At 46.7% G+C, this 25,773-nt stretch carries 23 protein-coding genes; 21 read left to right on the plus strand and 2 right to left on the minus strand.

Annotated elements, in window-relative coordinates; translation table 11 throughout:
- Nucleotides 1-20 precede the first annotated feature (20 nt).
- From H8S80_RS05500 to H8S80_RS05515, 4 genes are all read left to right on the plus strand, one after another.
- Nucleotides 21-1,085 (plus strand): SufB/SufD family protein, encoded by a 1,065-nt coding sequence (locus tag H8S80_RS05500; protein ID WP_117630473.1) that lies wholly within the window; start codon nt 21-23, stop codon nt 1,083-1,085.
- The gene (locus tag H8S80_RS05505; protein WP_117630474.1) at nt 1,075-2,295 is read left to right on the plus strand and encodes an aminotransferase class V-fold PLP-dependent enzyme; all 1,221 of its coding nucleotides are present in this window, start codon (nt 1,075-1,077) and stop codon (nt 2,293-2,295) included. The genes H8S80_RS05500 and H8S80_RS05505 overlap by 11 nt, the downstream gene beginning before the upstream one ends.
- Entirely contained in the window at nt 2,285-2,716 is a 432-nt protein-coding gene (sufU, locus tag H8S80_RS05510; RefSeq protein WP_002599835.1) for a Fe-S cluster assembly sulfur transfer protein SufU, read from the plus strand. The genes H8S80_RS05505 and sufU overlap by 11 nt, the downstream gene beginning before the upstream one ends.
- Nucleotides 2,717-2,833: 117 nt before the next feature.
- On the plus strand, nt 2,834-3,622 hold the full coding sequence (locus H8S80_RS05515; RefSeq protein WP_117630475.1) for a hypothetical protein: 789 nt from the start codon (nt 2,834-2,836) through the stop codon (nt 3,620-3,622).
- A gap of 167 nt (nt 3,623-3,789) precedes the next feature.
- Here the strand turns inward: H8S80_RS05515 and H8S80_RS05520 are convergent, their stop codons facing one another.
- Together H8S80_RS05520 and H8S80_RS05525 are read right to left on the minus strand one after the other, a co-directional pair.
- Nucleotides 3,790-4,356 (minus strand): hypothetical protein, encoded by a 567-nt coding sequence (locus H8S80_RS05520; RefSeq protein ID WP_002599833.1) that lies wholly within the window; start codon nt 4,354-4,356, stop codon nt 3,790-3,792.
- A gap of 75 nt (nt 4,357-4,431) precedes the next feature.
- Nucleotides 4,432-5,010 (minus strand): TetR/AcrR family transcriptional regulator, encoded by a 579-nt coding sequence (locus tag H8S80_RS05525; protein WP_002599832.1) that lies wholly within the window; start codon nt 5,008-5,010, stop codon nt 4,432-4,434.
- A 229-nt stretch (nt 5,011-5,239) separates the two neighbouring features.
- Here H8S80_RS05525 and H8S80_RS34745 point away from each other — a divergent pair, with 229 nt between their 5' ends.
- The 17 genes from H8S80_RS34745 to glnA all read left to right on the plus strand — a co-directional run bounded on the left by H8S80_RS34745 (nt 5,240) and on the right by glnA (nt 25,311).
- The gene (locus tag H8S80_RS34745) at nt 5,240-6,775 is read left to right on the plus strand and encodes a response regulator transcription factor (RefSeq protein WP_002599831.1); all 1,536 of its coding nucleotides are present in this window, start codon (nt 5,240-5,242) and stop codon (nt 6,773-6,775) included.
- Nucleotides 6,765-8,405: a sensor histidine kinase gene (locus H8S80_RS05535; RefSeq protein ID WP_117630476.1), complete on the plus strand. Its 1,641-nt coding sequence runs from the start codon at nt 6,765-6,767 to the stop codon at nt 8,403-8,405. Before H8S80_RS34745 ends, H8S80_RS05535 begins: the two co-directional genes overlap by 11 nt.
- A gap of 183 nt (nt 8,406-8,588) precedes the next feature.
- Entirely contained in the window at nt 8,589-9,881 is a 1,293-nt protein-coding gene (locus tag H8S80_RS05540) for an ABC transporter substrate-binding protein (RefSeq protein ID WP_117630477.1), read from the plus strand.
- Nucleotides 9,882-9,892: 11 nt separating this feature from the next.
- The gene (locus H8S80_RS05545; protein ID WP_002599828.1) at nt 9,893-10,783 is read left to right on the plus strand and encodes a carbohydrate ABC transporter permease; all 891 of its coding nucleotides are present in this window, start codon (nt 9,893-9,895) and stop codon (nt 10,781-10,783) included.
- On the plus strand, nt 10,780-11,613 hold the full coding sequence (locus H8S80_RS05550) for a carbohydrate ABC transporter permease (RefSeq protein ID WP_002599827.1): 834 nt from the start codon (nt 10,780-10,782) through the stop codon (nt 11,611-11,613). The genes H8S80_RS05545 and H8S80_RS05550 overlap by 4 nt, the downstream gene beginning before the upstream one ends.
- A 24-nt stretch (nt 11,614-11,637) precedes the next feature.
- A complete protein-coding gene (locus H8S80_RS05555; protein WP_147338526.1) occupies nt 11,638-13,566 on the plus strand; it encodes a hypothetical protein in 1,929 nt (642 codons plus the stop codon).
- 291 nt (nt 13,567-13,857) lie between these two features.
- Entirely contained in the window at nt 13,858-15,114 is a 1,257-nt protein-coding gene (locus H8S80_RS05560) for a cellulase family glycosylhydrolase (RefSeq protein ID WP_117630480.1), read from the plus strand.
- Nucleotides 15,115-15,161: 47 nt separating this feature from the next.
- Nucleotides 15,162-15,866: a FadR/GntR family transcriptional regulator gene (locus H8S80_RS05565; protein WP_002599824.1), complete on the plus strand. Its 705-nt coding sequence runs from the start codon at nt 15,162-15,164 to the stop codon at nt 15,864-15,866.
- 108 nt (nt 15,867-15,974) lie between these two features.
- Nucleotides 15,975-17,408, plus strand: coding sequence for an ABC transporter substrate-binding protein (locus tag H8S80_RS05570; protein WP_002599823.1), 1,434 nt, complete (start codon nt 15,975-15,977; stop codon nt 17,406-17,408).
- A complete protein-coding gene (locus H8S80_RS05575) occupies nt 17,405-18,319 on the plus strand; it encodes a carbohydrate ABC transporter permease (RefSeq protein WP_117630481.1) in 915 nt (304 codons plus the stop codon). The genes H8S80_RS05570 and H8S80_RS05575 overlap by 4 nt, the downstream gene beginning before the upstream one ends.
- The gene (locus tag H8S80_RS05580) at nt 18,316-19,164 is read left to right on the plus strand and encodes a carbohydrate ABC transporter permease (protein WP_002599821.1); all 849 of its coding nucleotides are present in this window, start codon (nt 18,316-18,318) and stop codon (nt 19,162-19,164) included. The genes H8S80_RS05575 and H8S80_RS05580 overlap by 4 nt, the downstream gene beginning before the upstream one ends.
- A 39-nt stretch (nt 19,165-19,203) precedes the next feature.
- Nucleotides 19,204-19,866 carry an aspartate/glutamate racemase family protein gene (locus H8S80_RS05585; protein WP_117630482.1) on the plus strand — a complete coding sequence of 221 codons (663 nt, stop codon included), beginning with the start codon at nt 19,204-19,206 and terminating at the stop codon, nt 19,864-19,866.
- A gap of 13 nt (nt 19,867-19,879) precedes the next feature.
- Nucleotides 19,880-20,713 (plus strand): transketolase, encoded by an 834-nt coding sequence (locus H8S80_RS05590; RefSeq protein ID WP_243010322.1) that lies wholly within the window; start codon nt 19,880-19,882, stop codon nt 20,711-20,713.
- A complete protein-coding gene (locus H8S80_RS05595; RefSeq protein ID WP_117630484.1) occupies nt 20,713-21,651 on the plus strand; it encodes a transketolase family protein in 939 nt (312 codons plus the stop codon). Before H8S80_RS05590 ends, H8S80_RS05595 begins: the two co-directional genes overlap by 1 nt.
- A 22-nt stretch (nt 21,652-21,673) precedes the next feature.
- Nucleotides 21,674-22,642 (plus strand): D-2-hydroxyacid dehydrogenase, encoded by a 969-nt coding sequence (locus H8S80_RS05600; RefSeq protein WP_117630485.1) that lies wholly within the window; start codon nt 21,674-21,676, stop codon nt 22,640-22,642.
- A gap of 207 nt (nt 22,643-22,849) precedes the next feature.
- Nucleotides 22,850-23,758, plus strand: a complete 909-nt coding sequence (locus tag H8S80_RS05605) for a deoxyribonuclease IV (RefSeq protein WP_117630486.1) — start codon at nt 22,850-22,852, stop codon at nt 23,756-23,758.
- 125 nt (nt 23,759-23,883) lie between these two features.
- The gene (gene glnA, locus H8S80_RS05610; RefSeq protein WP_117630487.1) at nt 23,884-25,311 is read left to right on the plus strand and encodes a type I glutamate--ammonia ligase; all 1,428 of its coding nucleotides are present in this window, start codon (nt 23,884-23,886) and stop codon (nt 25,309-25,311) included.
- Nucleotides 25,312-25,773 lie beyond the last annotated feature (462 nt).

The raw sequence follows: 25,773 nt of genomic DNA on the forward strand, positions 1-25,773 counted from the left end.
TTTAGGAAAGGAGGTCTCCTATGGGACAGGGACTTGATTTGAAGATAAACAGGCTGCCGGCCAGGACCTGGAACTGGCTGAAAATGAATGAGGCAGGCTTAAATGAGATAGAGGCAGGGGAATCCCCCACGATCATCACGGAAGGATTCGCGGAAGCGGTTACGTGGAGAGAAGATTTCTCGGCCATTGCCACCGGGATGGGAGAAGATATGGACCGGCTGGCGCGCGAGTCGAATACGGACGCGATCCGGATCCAGTCCGGGCCATCGGAAGAAGAGCGGCGGGCCGCGCTGCATTTCGTCTGCGGCAGCGGAGCAAAGAGCTTCCAGACCGTGGAGCTTCTGGTACAGGAGGACGAAACTCTAAACGTGGTTATGGATTTCACCTCTGCGCCGGAGGCCGCAGGGCTGACCGCTGTCCAGACCCGGTTCCGGGTCAGGAAAAACGCCAGACTGAGGCTGATCCAGCTCCAGCTTCTGGGAAGCGGCTATACATTTTTGAGCGATATCGGCGGAAGCTGCGGCGAGGGATCATCCGTGGAGGTAATCCAGCTGTTTTTGGGCGGTGCGGAGACTTACGCGGGCTGCCAGGCGGACCTTGCAGGGAAAGAGAGTACGATGAACGCCGACGTGGGTTACTTGGGAAGGGACAGCCAGCGGTTTGACATGAATTACGTGGCGAACCACCGGGGAGAGAAATCCCGGAGCCGGATTCTGGCCGGAGGTGTGCTGAGGGACCAGGCGTTTAAGCTCTTTCGCGGAACCATTGATTTTAAGTTTGGAGCCGCCGGGGCAGAGGGAGAGGAGAAGGAGGATGTGCTGCTTCTGGGAGACGACGTGATCAATCAGACCATTCCTCTGATTCTCTGTGCAGAGGAGGATGTCCAGGGAAACCATGGAGCCACCATCGGAAGACTGGACGACGAACTGCTGTTCTATCTCTGTTCCAGAGGCATGAGCCCTGAGGCTGCCGCTGAAATGATAACAAGGGCCCGGCTGGATGCCGTCTGTCGGAAGATTGGCGACGAAGCCGCGGAGCAGATGGTGCAGGATTATCTGGAGGAGGTGGAGAAAAATGGAAGATAGAAATCCATACCGCGAAAATTTTCCATTGCTTAAGGAGAATCCGGTGATTTACTTAGACAGTGCGGCCACGGCTCAGAAGCCCTCCTGTGTACTCCAGGCGGAGCGGGATTTTTATGAGCACAGCTATGCAAATCCCATGCGCGGCTTCTACGCCCTGAGCATGGAGGCCACAAAACGTCTGGAGGAAGCCAGAGACGAAGTGCGGCGCTTTATTAACGCATCGTCCTCCGACGAGATCATTTTTACCAGAAACACCACGGAGAGCCTGAACCTGGTGGCCTACAGCTACGGACTGTCCCGGCTGAAGGCCGGGGATGAGGTTTTGGTAAGTATCATGGAGCACCACAGTAACTTGCTGCCCTGGCAGATGGCTGCTGAAAAGACGGGAGCGGTTTTACGATTTCTGGAGTGCGAGGCGGACGGCCGGATTACGCAGGAACGTCTGGAGGCGGCATTTACTGACCGTACCAGGCTGGTCGCTGTGGCCCATGTGTCCAATGTTCTGGGATGTGAGAACCCCATACGCCAGATCGCGGCCATGGCCAGGGAGCGAGGGGCTGTCGTGGTCGTGGATGCAGCACAGAGCGCGCCCCATATGCCGATCGATGTACAGGAATCAGGCGTGGATTTTCTGGCTTTCTCAGGCCATAAGCTCATGGGGCCCATGGGCATCGGTGTGCTGTACGGGAGACGGGAACTGCTGGAGGAGATGCCGCCCTTCCTCACCGGAGGGGAGATGATCGACTCTGTCACCAGAACAGGGGCCGTATTCGCCCCGGTGCCTCATAAGTTTGAGGCGGGCACCGTCAACGCGGCGGGAGCCTGGGGGCTTATGGAAGCGATCCGCTATCTGAAACGTGTTGGATTTGATGAGGTGCATCGCCGGGAACTGGCATTGACAACGATGGCCCTGGAGGGACTTAAGCAGATACCGCACGTCCATGTCCTGGGATCTGAGCGGCCGGAAGAACACTGTGGAATCCTGACCTTTACCATAGATGGCGTTCACCCTCACGATGTGAGCGCGATTCTGGATGCAGATGGCATCGCCGTCCGCGCCGGGCATCACTGTGCCCAGCCGTTGTTTGAATATTTAAAGGTCAATTCTGCTGCCAGAGCCAGCATATATTTTTATAATACCCGTGAGGAGATTGAGGCATTTTTGAAGAGCACAGCCGGAATCAGGAGGAAGATGGGATATGGAAAATAGAAGTTTTTATAATGAGATTTTGACAGAACACAATCTGCGTCCGGCTCACAAGCACGATCTGCCGGATGCCAATCTGGTGCTGGAGGGCGTAAACCCCAGCTGCGGAGATGATATCTGGCTAAAGCTGAAGGTGGAGGACGGAGTAATCCAGGATGGATCCTTCGTGGGCGACGGATGCGCGATTTCCCAGGCTTCCGCGGATATGATGCTGGACCTGGTGATCGGAAAGAAAAAGGAAGAGGCCGTGAAGCTGGCTGAAAACTTCTTTCAGATGATTCGGGGCACGGCAGGGGAGGCGGATTTAGAGGCACTGGAGGAAGCTGCCGCCCTGCAGGACATTGCCCATATGCCCGCCCGGGTGAAATGCGCGGTGCTGGGATGGCGAACGCTGGAGGAAATACTGGAGGGACAGGAGAAATGAGCCGATCTATCTGATTTTTCCATTTCTATCCATAAAATAAAAATTGCTGAAACTTTTTCACCGATACCAGACGTCTAATCGTTTGTAATAAGAAAATAGAAAGACGAGGTATTCATTATGAGAAGATTTGCAGTGATTTGTATGTGTGCGGTGGCGATTGCAGGAGCAGTGCCGTCTGTCCCGGCCTTTGCGGCTACGGGAAATGTGGTGATGGCTGCGAAGTCAAGAACGAGGCAGTCCCAGTCCGGCCTTCAGGATACGGCCCAGGCGGTGCAGATTGCATTTCAAAACAAGGATATGGAGAAGCTGGCCGGATTATGTAATTTTCCATTGACCATCGTCTACGGAGACGGTTCCCTGGTGGAGATCAAAGATAAGGCGGCGTTTAAGAAACTGGACTCCGGACTCATTTTCAGCAGTAAAATGCAGGATGCAATTGCCGCCACCAACGCAGCGAAGCTTCAGGCTGAGGGGAATGCAGGCGTGCAGATGGGCGGAGACAATGGCCTGAACCTGTACAAATTCAAGAAGAAATGGAAAGTAAACAGTATTTATCTGGATACCGCGGCTGGTGATGGACTGGCGATAAAAGACATAAAGGAGGCAGCAGTCACGATCCAGAAGACATTTTCATACAAGGATATGGACACCATGGCAAAGCTGTGCAACTATCCTTTGACGATCGTCCAGGAAAATGGTAATTTAAAAGAAATAAGAAATCCGCAGGAATTAGTCGCAATGGGCGAAGATAAGCTGTTCACGGAAAAGCTGAGAGATGCCATAGACCGGACGGACGTGGATAAGCTGACCAATGTCGGTGACGCCGGCGTGCAGATGGGCGGGGATTCCGGATTATCGATGTATCGTTTTAATGGTGTATGGAAGATCAATAATATTTATCAGTAAATAGAAATGCGGTTGGTGGTCGGCGTTATTGCTGATCATGGAATAGCGGTCATGGAGTGCAGGGTACAGAGTGCTGGTGTAAAAGCATAGATGAAAAGGGGGTTGAAAAAACTCCCCAAACAGAAAAATGGCTGAGGTCATAAGACTTCAGCCATTTTTTTGCAGAATTAATTACGCGAATAACCTTGAGATATAATAAGTACCATGGCTATTACTGCAATTGTAAAATAACCGGTTATATGCCATGCATTGAACGGCTCGGCGATGAATCTGGAAAGCGTAAATGCAACGAACAGATCGACAGGAATTACCAACAGCAGAGCTATTCCTGACGCCAGTAATTTCCGTGTCCGGAATACCCGGAACAGGAAGAAAATACACCACAGATACACAACTCCAATGAAAGCCATATTGATGCTGACAGGAAAAAATAAATCGCTGACCCGGATCAGTCTATGAAGTACATACAAAAACGGTACAATAAAAATACTGCACATGAGCAGGGAGCCGCAAACTCCTTTTTTACCGAATTTGATCATGGGGATGAATACCAGCCATGTAAAGACAATCGCACTGATCGGATACAGCGACCATGTAAACGATCGTGAAATTGCAGTATCACAGATAGCGCATACCGCAATCCCGATGAAAAGAAGCAGGCTGAATGCACCTGTAAAGATGTTATGCATAGATCTGGATCGGTCTTGTGATACTTGGGCTTGTTCCTGATTCATTCGTGTGTCCTCCCTGTTTATCGCTGGATTTTATTGTGTAATTGATTTTATCTGTTTCCCGTCCTATATCATTTCTCATTTACTCACTTTGTGGATATGCTCATGATAAGCCCCATGCGTCAGCCTGTAAGCGGTAAAATAGTCCTCTTCCATTTGACCGGCCGATATGCCAAAGTAATCGCACCAGCTGTCCTCATAACAGACAAACAGTATGCTGGGAAGAATACTTGTGAAGAATTCAGTCAGCCAATGGGCATGGTCCATTTTCGGATTGTCTGATGATTGTTCCCCGTCGATCTCCATCAACGGAGCCAGCACCTGATACAGCATCGTCTGGCTGCTTCCGCTTTTTAAAGACTCGCTCATGAGAATTCTGGCGCAGTCCCGATTCTGTTTGAGAAATTCCATGTACACGGATATCTTTTCAATCCCCTCAGCCCGGCTGTCATGCAGGATCTCCTTGTATTCGTCAACAAATTCTGTAATGACAGCATTTAACAGATCTTCCTTGCTTTTAAAGTGGTAGTAGATGAGAGACTTGGGTACCCCGGCATTGGAAGCGATTTCCTCCATGCCTGTGGCGTCGTACCCTTTTTCCGCAAATAGTTGTTTCGCAGTCTTCATAATTAAGCCTTTTTTGCTTGCCCTTGCCATTGTGATCCCTCCAAAGTTGTACTGACTGGTCAGTATAATTATATGCCTGTAAATGGAGACTGTCAAGCAAACTTTTACGGCTGTTGTTTTATTTTCATGATAATTGTCATCAGTGACAAGATTTGGTATAATCATTGCATGAAAAGCTGCTGATTTTGTTCGGGGATTATGAGAAATACCTGGCTTGATGCGTGGATGGAGAAGAACTGGAAAGTGAGAGGTGGCCGAGGTGTACAGAATACTAATTGTGGATGATGAAAGAAACGAACGTACCGGAATTGAAAAATTAATCAGAAGGTATCAGTTTCATTTAGAAGTTGTTCAGGCGTCAAACGGGCGGGAGGCATTGGAAAAATTTGAGCAGAACGGAATTGATATTCTTCTAACCGATATAAAGATGCCGCTGATGTCAGGCATCGAACTGATTAAGGAAGTACATAAAAGGGGCTGGGATCCTATCTGCATTATATACAGTGCTTACGGGGAATTTGAGTATGCACAGAATGCCATAGCACTTGGCGTGATGCAGTATCTTCTGAAACCGATAAAAATGCAGGAATTTCAGAATCTGTTTGAACATGTCGTTTCCCTGTGCGAAGAGAAAGATCATCAGCAGGCGGAGAGTGAAGCGTTAAAAATTAAATTGAGAAATGTGGAAAACGATAAGATGTATCGCCAGCTGCTAAAATACTTAGAGTCTGAAGCGGATGAACGATCAGAAGACACGGAGGAACTGTTTGCACGGGAAGCTTTGGTGCCGGTTATTTTATCCAGCTACTCCTATCTGTTTTCCAGGTATTGGGAGAATTATGAAGAGGATATCAATAAGATATTTGATAATAATCCGGTGATCATCAATAAGGACGATACACAAACACTGGTTTTGGCCGGGTGCGGCAGACTTGCCTCGCAAAGGAAAAGAGAAGAGGTCTGTGAGAGACTGATCCAGATGTCAAGAGATAACTTCCAGTCGGAAATTTTTATCGTCATGGGTACGAAGTGCAGCAGCATGGAAGAATTGAAAGCACAGTATGAGATCATGCGGGAGCAGCTGGATTACCAGTTTTTTATTACTGAAAGTACGTATTTCCTGATAGAAGAAAGCGGATTTGTGAAAAAAGAGAGTGATATGCTTTCCATTTACTTTAAAAAAATTCTGACCTGCGCTAAGCTTAAGGATTTTCAGGGAATAAAAAGTGAATTTGAAAAAGCCTTTGAATATGTGGAAAAGAATGTGGGATTCAGTTCAATCTATATCAAATATAATTTTTCGGAAGTGATCAAGCAGTGCTGTGAAATCCTGCACAGCGGAGAGCGGCTTATGGAGGTAGTGGAAGATATCTATGGCTCCCGCTCGATCGCACAGGTGAAACAGGCCGTATCCCATCTGATTGACGTGCTGGCAGAGGACGAAAGAAGCCAGAATGAGGAAAATCGTGTTGTGATTATGGCGAAAGCATATATTCATGAGCATTACCAGGACTGTACACTCAGTGTTTCCTCGATTGCGGACGAGCTGGGAATCTCGTCGGCATATTTGAGCACGCAGTTTAAGGCGGAGACGGGCCAGCAGCTGGTAAAATACATCTCCTGGTATCGGATTGAGCGGGCCAGGGATCTGTTGACCACGACAAATGTCAAGGTAGGAGAGGTGGCGAAGAAAGTGGGCTACCTAAACACCTCTTATTTTATATCTTTGTTCCGGAATAATATGGGATGCAGTCCTGCGAAGTACAGGGAAAGGGTGTTCAAAGATGAAGGCTGAGAGAAAGAGAACCTTTTTAGAACAGCTGAGAGCCGCATTTGTCATTGTAATTATGATACCGGTACTTTGCCTTGGCGGATTTATCTTTTATTCGTCCCACAGATATATAAAGGAGCAGCGTTTGATGGAGAGTTCCAACCTGGTGATTCAAAACCAGACGGATTTAAACAACTGGGCCGAACAGTGTGAGAGTTCGCTCCGCTATCTTGCGGGAAACTTTACACTTCAGGAATTCCTCAAGATGGACGTAAATCAGTATATAGAGGTCAATAAGGCGCTTAAAAATGTAAATCCCCTTCTGTATAATGTAATCCTGACGAATCAGTATTATAAAAACATTGCAGTGTATACCGATAAAAAGTACCATATTGATACAAGCCTGATCAAGAATTCAAGCGCGGTAACGGATGAAGACTGGTATCAGGAAATCATGAATACGACAGGGATCTATTGGTGGAGCAGCGGCGGGGAGATGTACATCGGACGTAAAATTGTTACGGCATATCCGGTCGGTACAATTGGAGTCGTTGTGGTTCAATTGAAAAAGGAGACATTTGAAAATAGTTTCCAGATGTTTCAGCAGATTCCTGTTAAAATTGAGTTAAAGGCTGGAGATACGGCAGTTTACCAGTATGGGAATGAGAACGACAGCGATTCCTGGGGATTTGACCAAAGCCGGGCATTGGCCGATACGGGCTGGGAAATCTCCTACAAAATCGACAAAAAGTATTTCAGCCAGAATGTGCTTGTCAGTTTTGGGATGCCGATGCTGATTATATGCCTGGTGCTTTTCCTGGCCTGGTTCTGCATTCGCATTTTAACCAGATATTTAATGAGAGATTTGTCGGTCCTGGTGGAGGAAGTCAATGAAGTGCAGAACGGAAATTTTGATGTGGAGATCCAGTCATCTGCGACAGAAGAAATTCATGTGCTGGCACAGAGCATTCAGGGGATGCTGGGGAAGATTAAACAGTTAATCCGGCAGGTATATGCGAAAGAGATCGAGCGCCAGGACCTGGAACTGAATCTGCTGCAGGCGAAAATCAGCCCTCACTTTCTTTATAATAATCTGTCGGCGATTAACTGGCTTGCCATAGACTGCGGGGAAGAGAAGATCTCGGAGATCACTACGGAGATGGCGACGTTTTACAGAACCGCTCTAAACAAGGGGAATAACATCGACCGTCTTTCTGTAGAAATAACCAATATTAAATCTTACATCAACCTGCAATTGATTGCACACGAGAACGAATTTGATGTAGAATACGATATCGATGAAGGCCTGCTGGAATGTGTCGTGCCGATTTTTATTCTGCAGCCGCTGGTCGAAAATGCCATTGAGCACGGCGTTGAAGAACTGGAGAATACCAGAGGGCGGATCAAAATTAGCGCGAGACAGGAAGATGGCTGTATGTATTTGGAAGTGTATGATAACGGCAGGTCCCTGTATGAGAAGATCGGGTCTGAGGCAATGAGGCCGGAGGACTACGGATATGGAACCCAGAATGTACATAAGCGAATCCGGCTCTTATACGGTCAGCAGTGCGGCCTTACGATTACAGCGGATACAACAGGAACGACCTCTAGCATCAATCTGAATATGAAAGATTTGAGAAAACAGATCAGCTGACAGGCTTAAAGGGCTTACAAAGCGTATGAAACGAAGCGCTGTAAGCCCTTTTCATTTCCTGAAAATTACGCCGAGTTAATAAAATCGATATAGAGTTAAGATTATTTGGATAGGAATGACCGAAGAAAAACTATAAAATATAAGTATCAAAACAAGTTTTTTATTTCGAAAGGAGAAGGGATTATGAAGAAGAAAGTGATGAGCGTACTCTTAAGTACCGCTATGGCTGCAGCACTTATGTCTGGGTGTGGCAGCAGCGCCGGCAAGGAGTCATCCACTGCTGGAGAAGAGAAGAGTGCCGGGGGCAGTAAGACGGTCACCATGATGTGCTGGTATACAGAGGATGATATGCAGCGGGTAATTGACGCGATTAACGAAAAACTCGGCGGCGAATATCAGGTAGAATATACATATATTACGAATTCTGATTACAACAATGTATTGAGCACTCAGCTGGCCGCGGGCGAAGGCCCCGATGTAATAGCGGATGGCGCAAATTTCCCGGCGAGAATTAAAGCAGGGAATATTAAGGAAATTACGGGGACCGGGCTGACAGACGGCTTCAGTAAGGAAGGGCTCGCATTATGTACAATGGACGGTAAGAACTATGGCATCCCCTGTTATGGCTGGTTTGCAGGTGTCTTTTATAATACAGAGCTCTTTCGGCAGAGCGGCATTACGGAAACACCGAAAACGTATGACGAGTTTCTGGAGGCGTGTAAAAAGCTGAGCAGCAACGGGGTAAAGCCTCTGGCACTGGGGCTTGCGGATGGGGATAACGGCTTACACTCTGTCTGCGGATTCCTGGAGAGCAATTTCTACGAGACTTCCGACGCGGGAAAGGAATTCGATACCGGGTTTGCAAAAGGTGAAAAGACAATGGCCGGAACTCTGAATGATTCTATGGAAAAATGGATGCAGATGGTCGATCAGGGTTATATCACACCGGAAATGGTTGGTATCTCGGGCAACCAGGCAAAAGATGAGTTTATGGCTGGAAAAGCGGGCATGTATTACAGCGGTCCATGGGAATATGAGAATTTTAAGAATGCAGGACTGTCCTTTGGCGTGATGCCATTTTTAGGCCCGGAGGCAGATAATGCCTATTTGATTGGCGGACCTGCGGCAAGCTGGGGAATTAATGTCAATACAAAAAATGAAGAGGGTGCTGAAAAAGTGATGGAAGCGCTTGCAAGCGTAGAGGTACAGCAGGCCTTTATTGATGCAAATCCTGGAAGCAGCAGTTATCGGGAAGGCGTTACCACCGGTTTGCCGGAAGAGTATGCGGATGTGGAGGCAGTTTTAAATGCCGGAAAAATCGCCTGCTGCTGGGACAGATGGAGTATTAATATGCCGTCACAGTCCTTGATTGACGAAATCAACGCTCAGGTACAGGGACTGGTGTCAGGTGAATTATCAGCAGAGGATTTCTTAAAAGCACTGGACAGCAAAGCTGATTCGATCCGGTACGAATAAAAAGGGGAATTATGAGCACAAATTTAAAGAAAAGAAGTGAAATTCCATATGTGTTGATGGCATTGCCGGCAGTCGCAGTTTTTATCACATTCTTCATTTTACCGCTGGTTTTTACGATTCGGTACAGCTTTTATAACTGGACCAATTTTTCACCGGATGTCTTTTTTGTGGGATTAAAAAATTATAAAAAACTGTTCTCAGATATTACGATCATTGGCGGAATTAAGAATTCTCTGACGTATGCGTTTTTTACAGTCTTACTGCAGAATCTGATATCACTTCCGGTTGCAGTTGTCCTCAATACAAAGTTTAAGGGAAAGAATTTTTTCCGGGCCACCTTCTTCTGTCCGGCGGTTTTGAGCACACTGGTGGTAGGCTATCTATGGAAATACATTCTTTCAGCCAGTGATTTTGGTTTTGTCAATCAGATTTTAAATCAGCTGGGAGTTGGAACTGTAAATTTCCTTGGCAATGGAAAACTGGCGCTTGTCTCCATCATATTTACGCAGGTATGGCAGTGGTTTGGCTGGTCCATGGTTATTTATCTCGGAAACCTCCAGAGTATCAGCGATGATCTCTATGAGGCCGCGTCGATCGACGGCGCGTCGACTTTAAGAAAGTTCTGGCATATCACAATACCGGGTCTGGCGCCTGCGATTAAAATTAATCTGGTGACAGGAATTATTTCAGGCCTGAAGGTATTCGATGTGGTATTGTCCATGACGAATGGGGGGCCGGCTCATAAAACCGATACGATACTGTCTTTGATGTTTGCCAAGTTCTCAGAGGGCAATTACGGATATGCATCTTCTTTTGGAATCATGTTTTTGATTGTCAGTATGGTGTTATCAGCAGTATTACTGGGATTGTTTGGTAAATGGGAGAGGAGACTGGGACAGTGATCAGACAGAAAAGAGTGCAGCAGGGGCTAAAATATGTATGTATGACTATTTTAGCGGTAATGGTACTGGTGCCGATCTACTATTTAATTGTGACAACATTCAAGACATCTGCGGAAGCGACAGCGGCTCCGATGGCCTTGCCGTCTTCCTTCGATTTAAGCGGCTATGCCAGGGCATTTCAAAAAATGCAGTATCCAAGGGCGCTGATGAATACCGTAATCATCACGGTGTGTTCCGTGGCCGGAATTATCATTGTATCGGCCATGTGCGGATATGCGCTGAACCGGAAAGGCAATTACCGGTTATCAAAAATGACATTTACATTGCTGTTATCAGGGATGCTGTTTCCCTATCAGATGTCAATCCTGGGACTTTACCGGCTGATACAGACGATGGGATTAATGAATCATTTAACGGCAGTAATCCTGATTGACGTTGCCTGTAACATCCCGTTTGCGACATTTATGTTCCGCAGCTTTGTTTCTACAATCCCGGTGGAACTGGAGGAAGCGGCCAGAATTGACGGTGCGGGAACCTTCCGTACCTTCTGGACGATCACATTTCCGCTTATGAAGCCAATTGTGGCTACAATTTCAATCCTGAATGCGTTGACAATCTGGAATGATTTTATGGGACCGCTGTATTTCTTACAGGTCAGAGAGAAAGATGTTCTGTTGCAGGAGATTTACCGGAATGTCGGTCAGTTCTCTACGGATTGGACCAGTCTCTTTCAGATGCTGGTATTAGGCGCGCTTCCGCTGCTGGTGTTCTACTTATTTATGCAACGCTATATTATCGGCGGCGTTATGAGCGGGTCAATAAAAGGATAAAAGAATAAGATGGGAGACGGAATTATGAAAAATGGAAAATCATACACATTTATTTTACAGGAGGATCAGGAAAGCAGGCTGATATTTTTGGGAGCGGCAGAAGATGAGTTCGGAATGAACTGGATTGAGGGCAGCAAACCATGGGGGACAATCATCTGCCCTGATGGTATCAAGACATCGGTGAAACGTGAAATCTTACCGAACGGGCATCTGCAGGAACGCTTTTGTTTTGAAAATGTATCTGAATTTCCAGTGTTTTTTAAGAAAACAGATGTGGGGATATATGCAACCTTTCACGATGATTACAGGCAGGCGGACGAATGTATGACACGGCGGTGCCATACACATATTTTCTGCGGCGGAGAGGCGTCCTACGTCATGGCACTCCGCATGGGAGGGCAGGCACCGCACCTTGGGCTTATGGTGACAGCGGGGAGTATCAGCAGCTACAGCACAGAGCGGGATGAAGGCGCATTAAGTAATGACCGGGGAGATTTTATCCTGCATCCGGTGATAGAACCATTAAAACCCGGGGGAAGTGCGGAAATTGTATGGGAACTATTCTGGTTTGAAGACAAAGGGGATTTTGAGAGACAGCTGATCGGCGGAGGTAAAATACCGGTGCTGAAGACACAGCAGTGCACTTACTTTCCCGGAGAGAATATTGTTTTTGACGTTTTCTATGGGGCGCATGTGGAATCAGCCGATATCTCAGTTTCTTTTAACGAACGGTGTGTGGCGTTTCAGAGTGACTGGGATGGAGCAGTTACCCGCATACACTGCGGGCAGAAGGCAGATAACGAGGGCGAGATCCGGGTATGTGTCAGAGTTGGCGTGAAAGAACTGAACGCAGTATTTTATGTGAGCCCGGATTTAAGGAATCTGGTGCGGAGCCGCTGCAGATTTATTGCAGAAAAACAGCAGTACCACGGTGAGATCTCAATGCTGGACGGAGCATATCTGATCTATGATAACGAAGAAAAAACACGGTATTACAGCCATCTGGATGATCACAATGGCGGCCGTGAGAGAATCGGAATGGGAGCACTTTTGGCACTTTGGCTGCAAAAGGAGGAAGATCCCTGTTTGAGAGAAAGTCTGACTCAATACGTAACGTACGTATATCGGGAATTATACGATGAGGAAACAGGAACTGTGTATAACGATATTTCGCATAATTTAGACTGGCATCGCAAATATAATTATCCATGGACAGCGGTGCTGCAGATCGAGATGTATCATCTGACAAAGGAAACACGTTATCTGGAGCACGCCTTCCGCACGATGAAGCGATACTACCTGGAAGGGGGAGACCGGTTCTATGCGATTGGCCTTCCTGTAAGCGAATTAGCGGCCTTATTGAGAGAAAACCACATGGATATGCAGTGCGAGGATTTAAAAACCAGCTTTTTCAGACATGCGGATTATATTCTGGAAAGAGGAACATCCTATCCGCTTCATGAGGTGAATTTTGAACAGAGTATCGTGGCTCCCGGAACAAGCTGCCTGCTGCAGGCCTATCAGATATCGGGGGAAGAAAGATATCTTGAAGAGGCAAAACGGCAGTTAAAGCTTCTCGATCAATTTAACGGACAACAGCCGGATTACCACCAGTTTGAGAATTCGATTCGTCACTGGGATGGTTACTGGTTCGGAAAATACCGGATGTTTGGCGATACGTATCCTCATTACTGGAGTGTTTTAACCGGAGTAGATTTTATTCAGTACGAACAGGCCACGGGAGATCATTCCTTCCGGGAGATGGCCAGAGCTTCCCTGCGAGGCTGCTTAAATCTCTTCTCTGCCGATGGAAGCGCCTCCTGTGCCATGGTGTTTCCGCAGACGGTAAATGGGAAAAAAGGGAATTTTTACGATCCATGGGCGAATGATCAGGACTGGGCGTTGTATTACGCTTTAAAATATGAGGATGTTATACTGGAAGGCGGTTTATAATATGAATTTTAAACTGCACATTCAGAGCAGAGATCTCTTTGCCCTGAATGTGCAGTTTTTATTGTGTAATAGGAAAGTGCCCCTATTACACGATAAAGCCTTCCGGACACTTTATTTATACATTCTCTACCACCGAAAACAATTCCTTCAGCAAATATAAATAAAAATTCAATCCCCAAAATGTATATAATAACCAATAAATGAGATAAATCAAGAAAGATATTGACAAATATGCAATACACAAATATAATACAAACATAGGACGTTCTACATATAACAGAGGAGGCTTATATGAATCATACAAAAATGACCATAAAAGGCGATAAGTTTTATATTAATGGGGAACTGACGTACAGTGAGATCGATGGCTGTCCTTATCGCGGGCTGCTCATGAATGCCAGATTCATTCAGGGGATTTACGATGATAAGACCGGGAGGGAACGATACAGCCGTTTCGGAAAAAACTTTGATCCGGATCAGAACACAGACGAACTGATCGAGAGTCTTCCTGAATGGTATCAGGCAGGTTTGAGGGCATTCACCGTTGGGCTGCAGGGCGGCGGTCCCTGCTTCACGATTCCGCTGGATTCGATTGATAATAATCCGTATGGAAGCGATGGGAAAAATCTGGATCAGGCGTATTTAAGCAGGCTGGCAAGACTCATCGACGCGGCTGACCGGCAGGGAATGGTTGTGATTGTAAGCCTGTTTTATGGAGTACAGAGTATGTATCTTACCGATGATGACGCGGTGGAGCAGGCGGTGACAAATATATGCCGGTGGCTGAAAGATCGGGACGATAAGAATGTTATCATCGAGGCTGCCAATGAGCACAATATCAGCGCTTTTGAATGCCATAAGGTTTTGAGTCAGGAGAATGGGATTCTGAGGCTGATGGAGATTGCGAAAAAAGAATCCGGCGGACTTCCAGTCGGCTGTTCCGGCACAGGCGGATACTTTTCAGAGCGGATAGCCAAAGCATCCGACGTAATTCTGATCCATGGAAATGCACAGTCAAGGAATCTGCTGTACAATCTGATTAAGAAAGCAAAGGCGATTCAGCCGGCGAGGCCGATAGTGGTGAACGAAGATTCGCAGGCGCTGAGCCAGATGAAGGTCACTTTCCAGAACGGTGTGTCGTGGGGATATTACAATAACATGACGAAGCAGGAACCGCCGACAGTATGGGGAATCACAAAGGGAGAGGACGCATACTTTGCCCTGCGGATGCAGGAGTATCTGACTGGAAAGCAGAGTGATCTTCCATTTGAAGACCAGTTTTATCTTCAGGGATTAGAAAAGGACATGGCGTACGAAGGAAAGCGTTTTATCCGTCTGGCCAGTTTATATCCGGAGCAGATCGATTATGTGGAATTCTATCGAGACGGTATTCTGTATGAGCAGGCATATGACGATCCGTTTGTCATCAACTTTATAGAGAACTGGTGGCAGGGACCGGTAACGGGAATTGAGAGCGGTGAAGAGTGGAAGGCAGTGGTCCATCTCCGCGACGGAAAAATAATAGAAAAAAGAACCATTGCAGAGTAATTTATGATATATTAGTAACAAATGATGGTGAAAGGTCGTAGAAGGGCATGGCAGGGAATGACAGAAAAAGATTAGAGACAATCGGACAGAAGACTATCGTGGATCAGATTATCAATACCCTCACGGAATCCATTATAAGAGGAGACTACAAATCGGGTTCCAAGCTTCCCAGTGAATTCGAACTGATGGAGGAGCTGCAGGTAAGCAGAAATTCTCTGCGGGAAGCGATGAAGATTCTGGCGACAATGGGGATTGTTGAAATTAAGAGGGGTGACGGAACTTATATCTGTTCCCAGGTAAATCCCACATTGTTTGACCGTCTTGTTTACAGCATGATTTATGACGTGAGCAGCAGCGACGAGCTTCTGGAACTCCGGCAGATTCTGGACGAATCGACCGTACAGCTGGCGATGTCGAAGATCACGCCGGAAGAAGTAGAGAAGCTGCAGCACAGTATTGATAAGATGAAGGATGCCTGTAAGAACCAGGATGTAGAACAGATGCAGACGTGTGACTTAGAGTTTCATATGCTTTTGATTGACAGCTGCAAGAACATTTTCTTTATTCGGATTTTAAAAAGCGTTTACAGTATTTTTGAAAAATCCATCGTGGAGAATGTCAGAAAGGAAACCGTCGATTCAAAGGCACCGTTATACCACCAGAGAATTCTGGACTGTATTGTCAATAAAGATTACAACACGGTTCATGAGGTGGTTGCGGAATCACTGGCTACCTGGAGAGAACGGGTTTAAATCCGGGATAAAACAAGCGAAACGTTTGTTTTATATCATTAAACGTAGGACGTTCTACAAAAATACCTTTCAAAAATAATAGAATTTCATATATAGGAGGAGAAGAATATGTTTAAAAGAGCAAAGAGAATGGCAGCATTATTGACAGCAGCGGCTATGGCCCTGACACTGACGGCCTGCTCCGGTTCGGGGGACAATGCAGGACAGGGGGGAAAATCGGCAGAGACAACAGTGACTGCGGATAAGAGCGGCAAGGAGACGGTCAGAATGATCATTCCGGGGTTAAGCGAGAATTCGACTGTCGATCCGGTATCCGGTCTGGAGACGAAAAGTCTGGGGGAATTTCAGGATTTTCTGAATGCAAAGATACCTGATTATAACATCGAGATTCTGACGATTGCCTGGGATGGCTGGATCCAGAGTATGGAAGCCATGCTGACCGCGGGGGAAGCGGATATGGGCATTTTTACAAATCAGGAAGCAGTACCCAGCTGGTATATGGATCTGACACCGTATCTTGAAAAGGATGAGGAGATTAATTTAAACAATCTTTCGGATCTGTTTATTGACCCCGCCGTCTATTACACCAGATATAAATCCTTTAACCATCCGGAAGAGAGCGGTAATATATACGGACTTCCGCTTACGATTGCGTGCAACATGATTACATATGACAGCCAGCTGTTTAAAGAGTGGGGAGTGGAAGAACCCAATGAAGAGATGACCTTTTCCCAGCTGGTTGATCTGGCAGAGAAAATGACTGGAACAAACCCGGTTACCGGAAAGAAAAACTATGGAGCATTTATATTTCATGAGTGGGCAGAGTGGTATGCGTTAAGCTACGATGTGGCAAAGCCATTTACCAGTGATACGATGAATATCAGCGAGCTGGATATGGATGAATATGTGGAGAGTATTAAGACATCGCCGGAAGCAAAGGCCTGGTTTACTGACTTCATCAGACTGGTGGACTGCTGCAATGAGGCGGTTGCAACGGGAGACGGTGCGGATAACTGGCTGACAGAGGATAATGATACGGCGATCAATTTTGACTGCAATAACCAGACAAAGGCGTACATGCAGTATGTTTACGCAGGGGACAGCTCTACGACAGACAGATATAAGGCGGTTATGATTCCAGAGGGCACCTACGGCGCCAGCTTCCCGGAATTCTTCCGGCTGGCAATCGCAAAAAATGCAAAGAATCCGGATGCTGCATGGGAAGTAATCAAAGATATGGTAACGAATAAGGAGATTATTGATTTCTATCTGACCAACTACGCCAGAGATAAGATCACCTGCTTAAAGGATTCTTCCGGAATGACCATGATGGATTATGAAATCAACCAGAAGAGACTTGATTACCAGCAGAAAAATATGTTTACGACAGACGATTACTGGTATTGGAGGACTGCGATGCAGACCATTGACAACCAGCTTTTGTCCAAGCAGTATACCGCGGATCAGGCGGTGGACGCCTATTATAATGAAGTGAAGACATGGGTTGAAAATATAAAGAGGCAGTCGGGGGATAGCTTATGAAGAATGTAAAGATCAAAAGATATATCAGCTGGTATCTGTTATTACTGATTCCAATGGTAGGAACACTGGTATTTAATTTCTATCCGCTGATTCAGACGATGGTTACCAGCCTGCAGAATATGAATGGTAAATTTATCGGCTTTACCAATTATCGTATTATGTTTGCCAGCAGTGAGTTTAAGCAGACCGTTATCAATACACTCTATATGGCTGTTTTGGGTGTTGCATTTAATATTCCGCTCGCATTCATCATCGCCAGCCTGTTAAATAATATCGGCAGGGGCAAAGGAATCTACCGCGTGATCTTTCTTTTGCCGATGGTAATGTCTATGGTAACCGTTGTGACGCTGTTTAAATATCTGATGCTGCCGAACGAAGAGGGTGTTTTTAATTATATCATTGGAATATTGGGTTTCGAACCGAGCCTGTGGCTGAACGGAACGGGGACGGCGAGAGAGTCTGTTGTCTTTATCGCTGTGTGGAAGGGAATTGGATATAATGTCATTCTTTTCTTTGCAGGCCTTCAGGGAATTCCCGCTGATATGTATGAGGCGGCGGAGATTGACGGCGCGAACAGCTTTAAGAAGTGGCTCTATATTACGATACCGGCTTCCAAGAGTACGTTTACCTTCGTATTGATTACATCGACAATTGCCGCCTTAAAGCGTTTTACCGAGGTTTATGCGGTGAGCATGGAGACCGGCAATCCGGCAGGCAGACTGGAGACATTATTGCTGTATATTTATAAGAATTCTTTCTCAACGCTGAACTATAAGGATGAGGGGCTGGCAGGCGCGGCATCTGTGGTGCTGTTCCTGATTATTCTGGCGGCCACACTGGTAAACAGCCACCTGACAAAGGAAAAAGAAGTCAGTGCAGACAATCCGAAAAGAAGGGGGACGAAAGCATGAACAGTCATAAAAAGAAGGTAAAACCGTCAATTATAGTAAGCTATGTGATTCTGTCGCTGCTGGCACTCATTATCGTAGTTCCGTTCTTCTGGTTTATCTCCACCAGCTTTGATTATGTGAAATCGTACTCACTGAGATTTCCTCCAAGAATGCTTCCGAAAGTATTCAGCACATTTAACTATAACATGGCTCTCACCAATGTACCGGTGCTCAGCTATTTGAAAAATACAATCATTCTCGTGGTATTAAGCGTTGTTTTCAATGTGCTGACGTCCACCGTGGCCGGTTTTGCGATATCGAAGGGCCGCTTTCCGGGGAAAGGGATTGCGCTGCTTATCATCCTTTCCAATATGATGGTTCCGTTTGAATCCAAGCTGCTTCCGATCTATTCCATTATCAGGGGCATCGGCTTAAATAATACCTTTCTTGGCGTTATTCTGCCGAGCGTGATGACGAATGCCATGTACATATTCTTTGTTAAGACGTATTGTGACAGCCTGCCGGACGACTTATATGAAGCCGGCCGCGTGGACGGTGCGAATTTGATGAGGATATACAGCCAGGTTTATCTGCCGCTTCTTACGCCAATTATCGCTACGATTGTGGTGCTGGATTCCATTAATGTGTGGAATGATCTGCTCTGGCCGATGATTGTCATGACGAAGCAGAGCAATTATACGGTTCAAATTGGGCTCCAGATTTATAACTCGGGATCTGCGGGAGCCACCCATGCGGGAACTGCGCTGGCCTTATCGGTGATCAGCATCATTCCGCTGTCGGTTATCTATATCTTTTGCCAGAAATACATTGTTCAAAGTATTGCTTTTTCAGGAATGAAACAATAACCATTTATCATAATTCAAACAGGAACAGAGGAAAGAAAAATGAAAAAAACATTGTATACCATCAACACGGTCAACAACTTTATGGACATCATCTTTAAGCCCTTCGGCGAACCGTTTGCGGCACAGACAGAGGGTCTTACGATCTATAACATCATGGATGACAGTCTGTTAAAGGAAACGCTGGCGGGCGGCGGAGTCACAGCCAATGTGTGCAGCCGGATGTTAAGCTATGCCCAGGCGGCCCAGGCGTCGGGAGCGGATGGAATCCTGACGACCTGCACGTCTGTCAATGAAGCGACAAAGTATATCAGGAAATTCTTAAACATCCCGGTGATGAATATAGAAGAACCCGTGGCGGAGATGGCAGTAGCGAACGGAACGAGAATCGGAATCCTGGCTACGCTTCCTACCAGCCCTGCGGCCATCGGACGTGTGATTATGGAAAAGGCTGCAGAAGCCGGAAAAGAAATTGAACTGGTAAATGAAGTGGTAGACGGAGCCTTTGATGTGCTCTGCAGCGGAGACAGGGAAAAGCATGACCGTATGGTGTGCGAGGCTCTGTATCAATTAGCTGAAAAAGTCGATGTCATTGCATTTGCACAGATATCGATGAGCCTGCTTCCGCATGATCCGGTAAATGTGCCTGTCTATAAAATCGGCCCCTCCGGATTTGAGAAAATTTACAGTATGATGAACGAATAGAAAGGATCGTGCCATGGGAGATCAAGCGATGGTAGACAGCCTGAAACAACAGGCGAAAACAGTGAGAAAAGAAGTGCTGACAATGATACATACAGCAGGCTCCGGACATCCGGGCGGTTCGCTGTCAGCGGCAGACATTATGACAGCGCTGTATTTTCATGAACTAAATATCCGTCCGGAGGAGCCGAAATGGGATGGCAGGGACCGGTTCGTATTATCCAAAGGCCATGTTTGCCCGGTTTTGTATACCTGCCTGGCGCTCAGAGGATATTTTGACAAAGAGATTTTAGGAACGCTTCGCAGGGAGGGATCCATTCTGCAGGGGCATCCGGATATGAAGCGCTGCCCCGGAATCGATATTTCAACAGGGTCGCTGGGACAGGGAATATCCACAGCCGCAGGCATGGCTTTGAGAGCAAAGAGAGATGGCTTAAGCTACCGTGTGTTTGTGCTGGTGGGAGACGGTGAGGCCCAGGAAGGCCAGGTATGGGAGGCGGCAGAAACCGCATCCAAATACGAACTGGATAACCTGATTATTATTGTAGACAACAATGGACTGCAGAATGACGGACCCTGCGACGCAGTCATGCCGACCAGGGATCTGGCTGAAAAGTTTAAGGCATTTGGCTGCAATACGTATAAGATGGATGGCCATAATATGGATGAAATCCTAGATACGCTGGATGCTGTCAGAGCCAGCGGCAGCCGTAAGCCGCACTGCATCGTGGCAAAGACAGTAAAGGGAAAAGGCGTGTCCTTTATGGAAAATATTCCGTCATGGCATGGAATGGCGCCGAATGATGAAGAGTATGCACGGGCAATTGCTGATATAGAGGAGGGATTTTAATGTTCGTAAAAAACGTAGGACGTCCCACAAGAGAAGCGTATGGTGATGAGATTCTGGAATTGGGGAAAGAAAATCCTGATTTCTATATCGTGGATTGTGATATCGGAAAATCCTGCAAAACGGTTGAATTTTCGAAGCAGTTTCCGAGACAGCATGTGAATGTGGGGATTGCAGAGCAGAATGCCTGCGGTGTGGCGGCCGGTCTGGCGGCCTGCGGAAAAATTCCGTTTGTCACAACGTATGCGGTATTTGGCAGCATGCGCATGAGTGAACAGATCCGTCAGGAGATCTGTTATCCAAAATTGAACGTGAAGATAGCCTGCTCCCATGGAGGTCTCACACCGGCCAATGACGGCGCAAGTCACCAGGGAATAGAAGATATGGGGATTTTAAGAACCATTCCCAACATGACGATTGTGAATGGATGTGATTATTATTCCACCAGAAAACTGGTTCGCGCCGCGGCATATTATCAGGGGCCCGTATATCTGCGGTTCACGAGGGACGCCGTCCCATTTGTCTATGATGAGACGGAAGCATTTGAGATTGGGAAAGCAAAGGTTTTAAAAGATGGCAGTGACATCACGATCATTGCCAACGGCGATGTCATGAGCCGCGCATATGAGGCCGCAGACCTCCTGGAAGAGAAGGGAATCTCCGTGAGGCTTCTGGATATGCATACGATTAAGCCGCTGGACACGGAAGCGGTACTCGATGCTCTGAAGAAAACCGGAAGAGTGATTACTGTAGAAGACCACAATGTGATCAATGGGCTTGGAAGCGCGGTCTGTGAGGTGGCGGCCGAGGCCGGAACCGGAAAGGTGATTCGCATCGGAATCCAGGACCATTTCGGAGAATCTGCGCCATACGAAAAGCTGTTGGACAAAAATGGAATATCAGTCGATAATATAGTATCCAAAGCGATGGAATTATTGTAAGAAGAATGACGAGGGGAACAGAATGAAGATAGTTATTTTAGATGGATATACCGAAAACCCAGGTGATTTGAGCTGGGGAGAACTTGAGAAGCTGGGAGAACTGACCGTATACGACAGAACTCCGTTTGAGAATACCGGAGAGATCATTCAACGGATCGGAGACGCGGAGATTGTCATAACGAATAAAACGCCGATTACCAGGGAAACCATGGACTCCTGTACCAATATAAAATACATCGGTATGCTGGCGACCGGATATAATGTAGTGGATTACAAAGCGGCAAAAGAAAAGGGCATTCCTCTATGCAATATCCCCTCCTATGGCACGGATGCAGTAGGCCAGTTTGCCATTGCCCTGCTCCTGGAGATCTGTCATCATATCGGCCATCATGATCAGGCGGTACACGATGGAAGATGGGAACAGAATCAGGACTGGTGTTTCTGGGATTATCCGCTGATGGAGTTAGCCGGTAAGACCATGGGAATTATCGGATATGGAAGAATTGGCCAGAGCACAGGCAGAATCGCCCAGGCACTCGGCATGAATGTGCTGGCCTGTGACGCGTACAAAAATGCGGAGCTGGAAAGCGCGGCGTGCCATTATGTCGATTTGGATGAACTTCTCTCTGGCTCCGATGTGATTGCGCTCCATTGTCCGCTGTTTCCGGAGACAGAAGGCATCATTAACAGGGATAGTATTGCTAAAATGAAAGACGGCGTCATTATTTTGAACAATTCCCGAGGACCACTGATTGTGGAGAAGGATTTAGCAGATGCCCTTACAAGCGGAAAGGTATACGCCGCGGGCCTGGATGTAGTATCCACCGAGCCGATCCGAGGCGATAATCCGCTGTTAAACGCCCCCAATTGTATCATTACTCCGCATATTTCCTGGGCATCAAAGGAAAGCAGGCAGAGACTGATGGATATAGCCGTGGACAATGTGAAGGCATTTTTAGCCGGAAAACCGCAGAATGTGGTAAATAACTAACGTAATTCTCGGACAAGGGCTCCGTATTGGCTGCCAATGTGCTGTTTCATTGGATTTACGCGCTTGATTTGCCGATGGAGAAATTCAAGCATTTAATCGATGATTAGAAAACAAAATAAAAGTCTGGATCGGGTGAATCACTGCCCGATCCTTTTTCGGTTTCGCGCTTCATACATAGTTTCACGGCAAAGCACGGATACTACATATATGAATAAAAATCGGATAACCGGAGAAAGACCGGAAACTAATTCAACATTAAAAATAGGAACGCATCTGTCTGTTGCGAAAGGGTATGCTGCGCTGGCAAGGGATGCCGTAAAAATCGGTGCGAACACATTCCAGCTTTTTATACGCAACCCGCGGGGAGCCAGGGCAAAAGAGATTAAGCCTGAGGAAATAGAGGCGTTTCAAACGATATTAAGAAACCACAATTTCACGCCTTTCATCGCCCACGCGCCTTATACGTTAAATCTCTGCTCCGCAAATCAGCATTTAAGAGAGCTGTCTGCGCAAATGATGGGCGAAGATTTGAAGCGCATGGAATTCATGCCGGGGAATCTATATAATCTCCATCCGGGCAGCCGGCTGGATCAGCCCGTAGACCGTGCAGTGGAACAGATCGCAGAAGGACTCAATGAGACCATGTTCCCGGAAATGCGGACAATGGTATTGCTGGAAACGATGGCCGGAAAGGGAAGTGAGGTCGGCAGATGCTTTGAGGAACTGAAAAGTATATTGGATAGGGTGGAATTGAAAGACAAGATAGGTTTTTGTATGGATGCCTGCCATATGTGGGATTCCGGGTATGACATTGTGAATCATCTGGATGAGGTGCTTGAGCATTTCGATCATCTGATCGGTTTGCAATACCTGAAAGCATTTCATATCAATGACAGCATGAATGTCAGAGAAAGCCATAAGGACCGGCATACGCTCATTGGCAGCGGGTATATAGGGGAAGAGACAATCCATAGGATCATCAACCATCCCCTGCTCCATGAGTTGCCGTTTATATTGGAGACGCCTACGGATTTGACGGGACATGCGGAGGAGATCAGGCGTTTGAAAGAGATGTATAGATGGGATAAGCAGATGGACGAATATACCGGATTCTGACAGAACCGCCGCAAGCGAAAAATATTGCAGGAAAAGCCGTTTAAAGGGGCGATAATTTCTCCGTAATATGGTAGAATCAACATAACAGGCAAATTTTGCTGACAATCTGATTTGGAGGGGAAACTATGTCAAAGAGTACAGAGGTTCTGCGCATCTGCGAAGAAAAGGGAATCAGGATGATTGATTTCAAGATGACGGATTTAAACGGCCGTTGGAGACACATTACCATTCCGGTTGAACGGTTTGATGAAGAGATTTTTACGCAGGGGATTGGTTTTGATGGTTCGAACTATGGATACGCCCCGGTGGAAAAGAGTGATATGGTATTTATACCGGACCCCGAAACTGCTGTGGTGGATCCGTTTACAGAGATTCCGACGCTGACCATGTGCGGAGACGTATGTGTGATAGGAAAGGAAAACAAGCCATTTGACCAGTATCCCAGGAATGTAAGCCTGCGGGCCATTCAATATATGAAGGAACAGGGAATTGCGGATCAGATGCTGATCGGGCCGGAATTCGAGTTCCATTTATTTGACAATGTCAGCTATATGGTGGAGCCGCAGCGTATGGCTTTTACCGTGGATACCAGGCAGGCGGCCTGGAACAGCGGCAGGGAGTCTGCTGATAACAAAGGCTTTTTAGTACCCGGAGGCGGCGGATACCATATCGCGGCACCTCAGGATACAGCCTATACTTTAAGAAGCAGAATGTGCATGATGCTTCAGGAGTGGGGAGTGGATGTGAAATACCATCACCATGAGGTAGGCGGCTCAGGACAGATGGAGATCGAGGTGGAGCTGGGCGATATGGTGGACATGGCGGACAAGACCATGATTATCAAATACGTGATCCATAACGCCGCGGTTCAGGATGGAAGGACTGCTACCTTTATGCCGAAACCCATTTACAAAGAGGCCGGCAATGGAATGCATGTCCATATGCTGCTGATGAAAGACGGGGAGCCGGTTTTTTACGATGAGGATGGATATTCCGGTCTCAGTAAGACTGCACACTATTTTATAGGAGGACTGTTAAAACACGTCCCATCCTTATGTGCATTTACCAATCCGTCCACAAACTCCTTTAAGCGTCTTGTGCCGGGATACGAAGCACCGGTGACCATCGGATATGCCACATCCAACCGAAGCGCCGTGATCAGGATTCCGGCTTATGCCAAGACTCCGAAGGCCAAACGGTTTGAACTGAGAAATCCGGATGCAACAGCGAATCCTTACTATGCGTATGCGGCGATCCTGATGGCGGGACTCGATGGCATTCAGAATCAGATCGATCCGGAAAAACATGGCTGGGGGCCATTTGACTGTAATCTCTATGATCTTCCGGAGGAAGAAAAAGCAAAGATCCAGTCGCTGCCAAAGACATTGGAGGAGGCACTTCATGCTCTGGAGGCCGATCATGAATATCTGACAGCGGGAGGAGTGTTCCCGGAGCGCCTGATTGAGATATGGCTTAAGAAGAAAAGAGCGGAGAGCCGGGAGCTGTCTCAGATTCCACATCCGGCGGAGTTCCAGAGATATTTTGATTTGTAATCATTTGGTATTGCAGGGAGCTGCTTCAGTTATCCTGATTGATAGTAAAAATCTGCGGTTTCGGGTCCTCCCGGGACCGCTTTTATTTATGGGAACAGCATAGTTGAATATGAATAAAAAAACGCAAAAATTTAAAAAAATGAAAAAAAACAAAAAACATGTTGACTTTTGTCGGCTGCTTTGATATGATATACCTCGCCGCTGAAAACGGCGGCAAACTTTTCCAGAAATCTTCCAGCTGAACCGCTGAGAAAGTTTTGAAGAAAATGAAAAAAGTGGTTGACAAAAACAAATCACTGTGATAAGATATAAAAGTTGCTGCTGACACAGATCGACAGCAAACGCACTTTGAAAACAGAAGATTGAACAGTATGTAAAACCCTGAAAATTCTAATAAAACAAGCCATTGTTTGATGGCTTTGAATGAGAAAATTCAGAACGAATACAATTATTGTATACGAA

It is taken from the genome of Hungatella sp. L36, from assembly GCF_014288035.1.

Excerpts from the sequence above, each read along its gene's own strand:
- H8S80_RS05500 (WP_117630473.1), top strand. The coding sequence starts at position 21 with ATGGGACAGGGACTTGATTTGAAGATAAACAGGCTGCCGGCCAGGACC.
- H8S80_RS05505 (WP_117630474.1), top strand. The coding sequence starts at position 1,075 with ATGGAAGATAGAAATCCATACCGCGAAAATTTTCCATTGCTTAAGGAG.
- sufU (WP_002599835.1), top strand. The coding sequence starts at position 2,285 with ATGGAAAATAGAAGTTTTTATAATGAGATTTTGACAGAACACAATCTG.
- H8S80_RS05515 (WP_117630475.1), top strand. The coding sequence starts at position 2,834 with ATGAGAAGATTTGCAGTGATTTGTATGTGTGCGGTGGCGATTGCAGGA.
- H8S80_RS05520 (WP_002599833.1), bottom strand. The coding sequence starts at position 4,356 with ATGAATCAGGAACAAGCCCAAGTATCACAAGACCGATCCAGATCTATG.
- H8S80_RS05525 (WP_002599832.1), bottom strand. The coding sequence starts at position 5,010 with ATGGCAAGGGCAAGCAAAAAAGGCTTAATTATGAAGACTGCGAAACAA.
- H8S80_RS05535 (WP_117630476.1), top strand. The coding sequence starts at position 6,765 with ATGAAGGCTGAGAGAAAGAGAACCTTTTTAGAACAGCTGAGAGCCGCA.
- H8S80_RS05540 (WP_117630477.1), top strand. The coding sequence starts at position 8,589 with ATGAAGAAGAAAGTGATGAGCGTACTCTTAAGTACCGCTATGGCTGCA.
- H8S80_RS05545 (WP_002599828.1), top strand. The coding sequence starts at position 9,893 with ATGAGCACAAATTTAAAGAAAAGAAGTGAAATTCCATATGTGTTGATG.
- H8S80_RS05555 (WP_147338526.1), top strand. The coding sequence starts at position 11,638 with ATGAAAAATGGAAAATCATACACATTTATTTTACAGGAGGATCAGGAA.
- H8S80_RS05560 (WP_117630480.1), top strand. The coding sequence starts at position 13,858 with ATGAATCATACAAAAATGACCATAAAAGGCGATAAGTTTTATATTAAT.
- H8S80_RS05565 (WP_002599824.1), top strand. The coding sequence starts at position 15,162 with ATGGCAGGGAATGACAGAAAAAGATTAGAGACAATCGGACAGAAGACT.
- H8S80_RS05570 (WP_002599823.1), top strand. The coding sequence starts at position 15,975 with ATGTTTAAAAGAGCAAAGAGAATGGCAGCATTATTGACAGCAGCGGCT.
- H8S80_RS05575 (WP_117630481.1), top strand. The coding sequence starts at position 17,405 with ATGAAGAATGTAAAGATCAAAAGATATATCAGCTGGTATCTGTTATTA.
- H8S80_RS05580 (WP_002599821.1), top strand. The coding sequence starts at position 18,316 with ATGAACAGTCATAAAAAGAAGGTAAAACCGTCAATTATAGTAAGCTAT.
- H8S80_RS05585 (WP_117630482.1), top strand. The coding sequence starts at position 19,204 with ATGAAAAAAACATTGTATACCATCAACACGGTCAACAACTTTATGGAC.
- H8S80_RS05590 (WP_243010322.1), top strand. The coding sequence starts at position 19,880 with ATGGGAGATCAAGCGATGGTAGACAGCCTGAAACAACAGGCGAAAACA.
- H8S80_RS05595 (WP_117630484.1), top strand. The coding sequence starts at position 20,713 with ATGTTCGTAAAAAACGTAGGACGTCCCACAAGAGAAGCGTATGGTGAT.
- H8S80_RS05600 (WP_117630485.1), top strand. The coding sequence starts at position 21,674 with ATGAAGATAGTTATTTTAGATGGATATACCGAAAACCCAGGTGATTTG.
- H8S80_RS05605 (WP_117630486.1), top strand. The coding sequence starts at position 22,850 with ATGAATAAAAATCGGATAACCGGAGAAAGACCGGAAACTAATTCAACA.
- glnA (WP_117630487.1), top strand. The coding sequence starts at position 23,884 with ATGTCAAAGAGTACAGAGGTTCTGCGCATCTGCGAAGAAAAGGGAATC.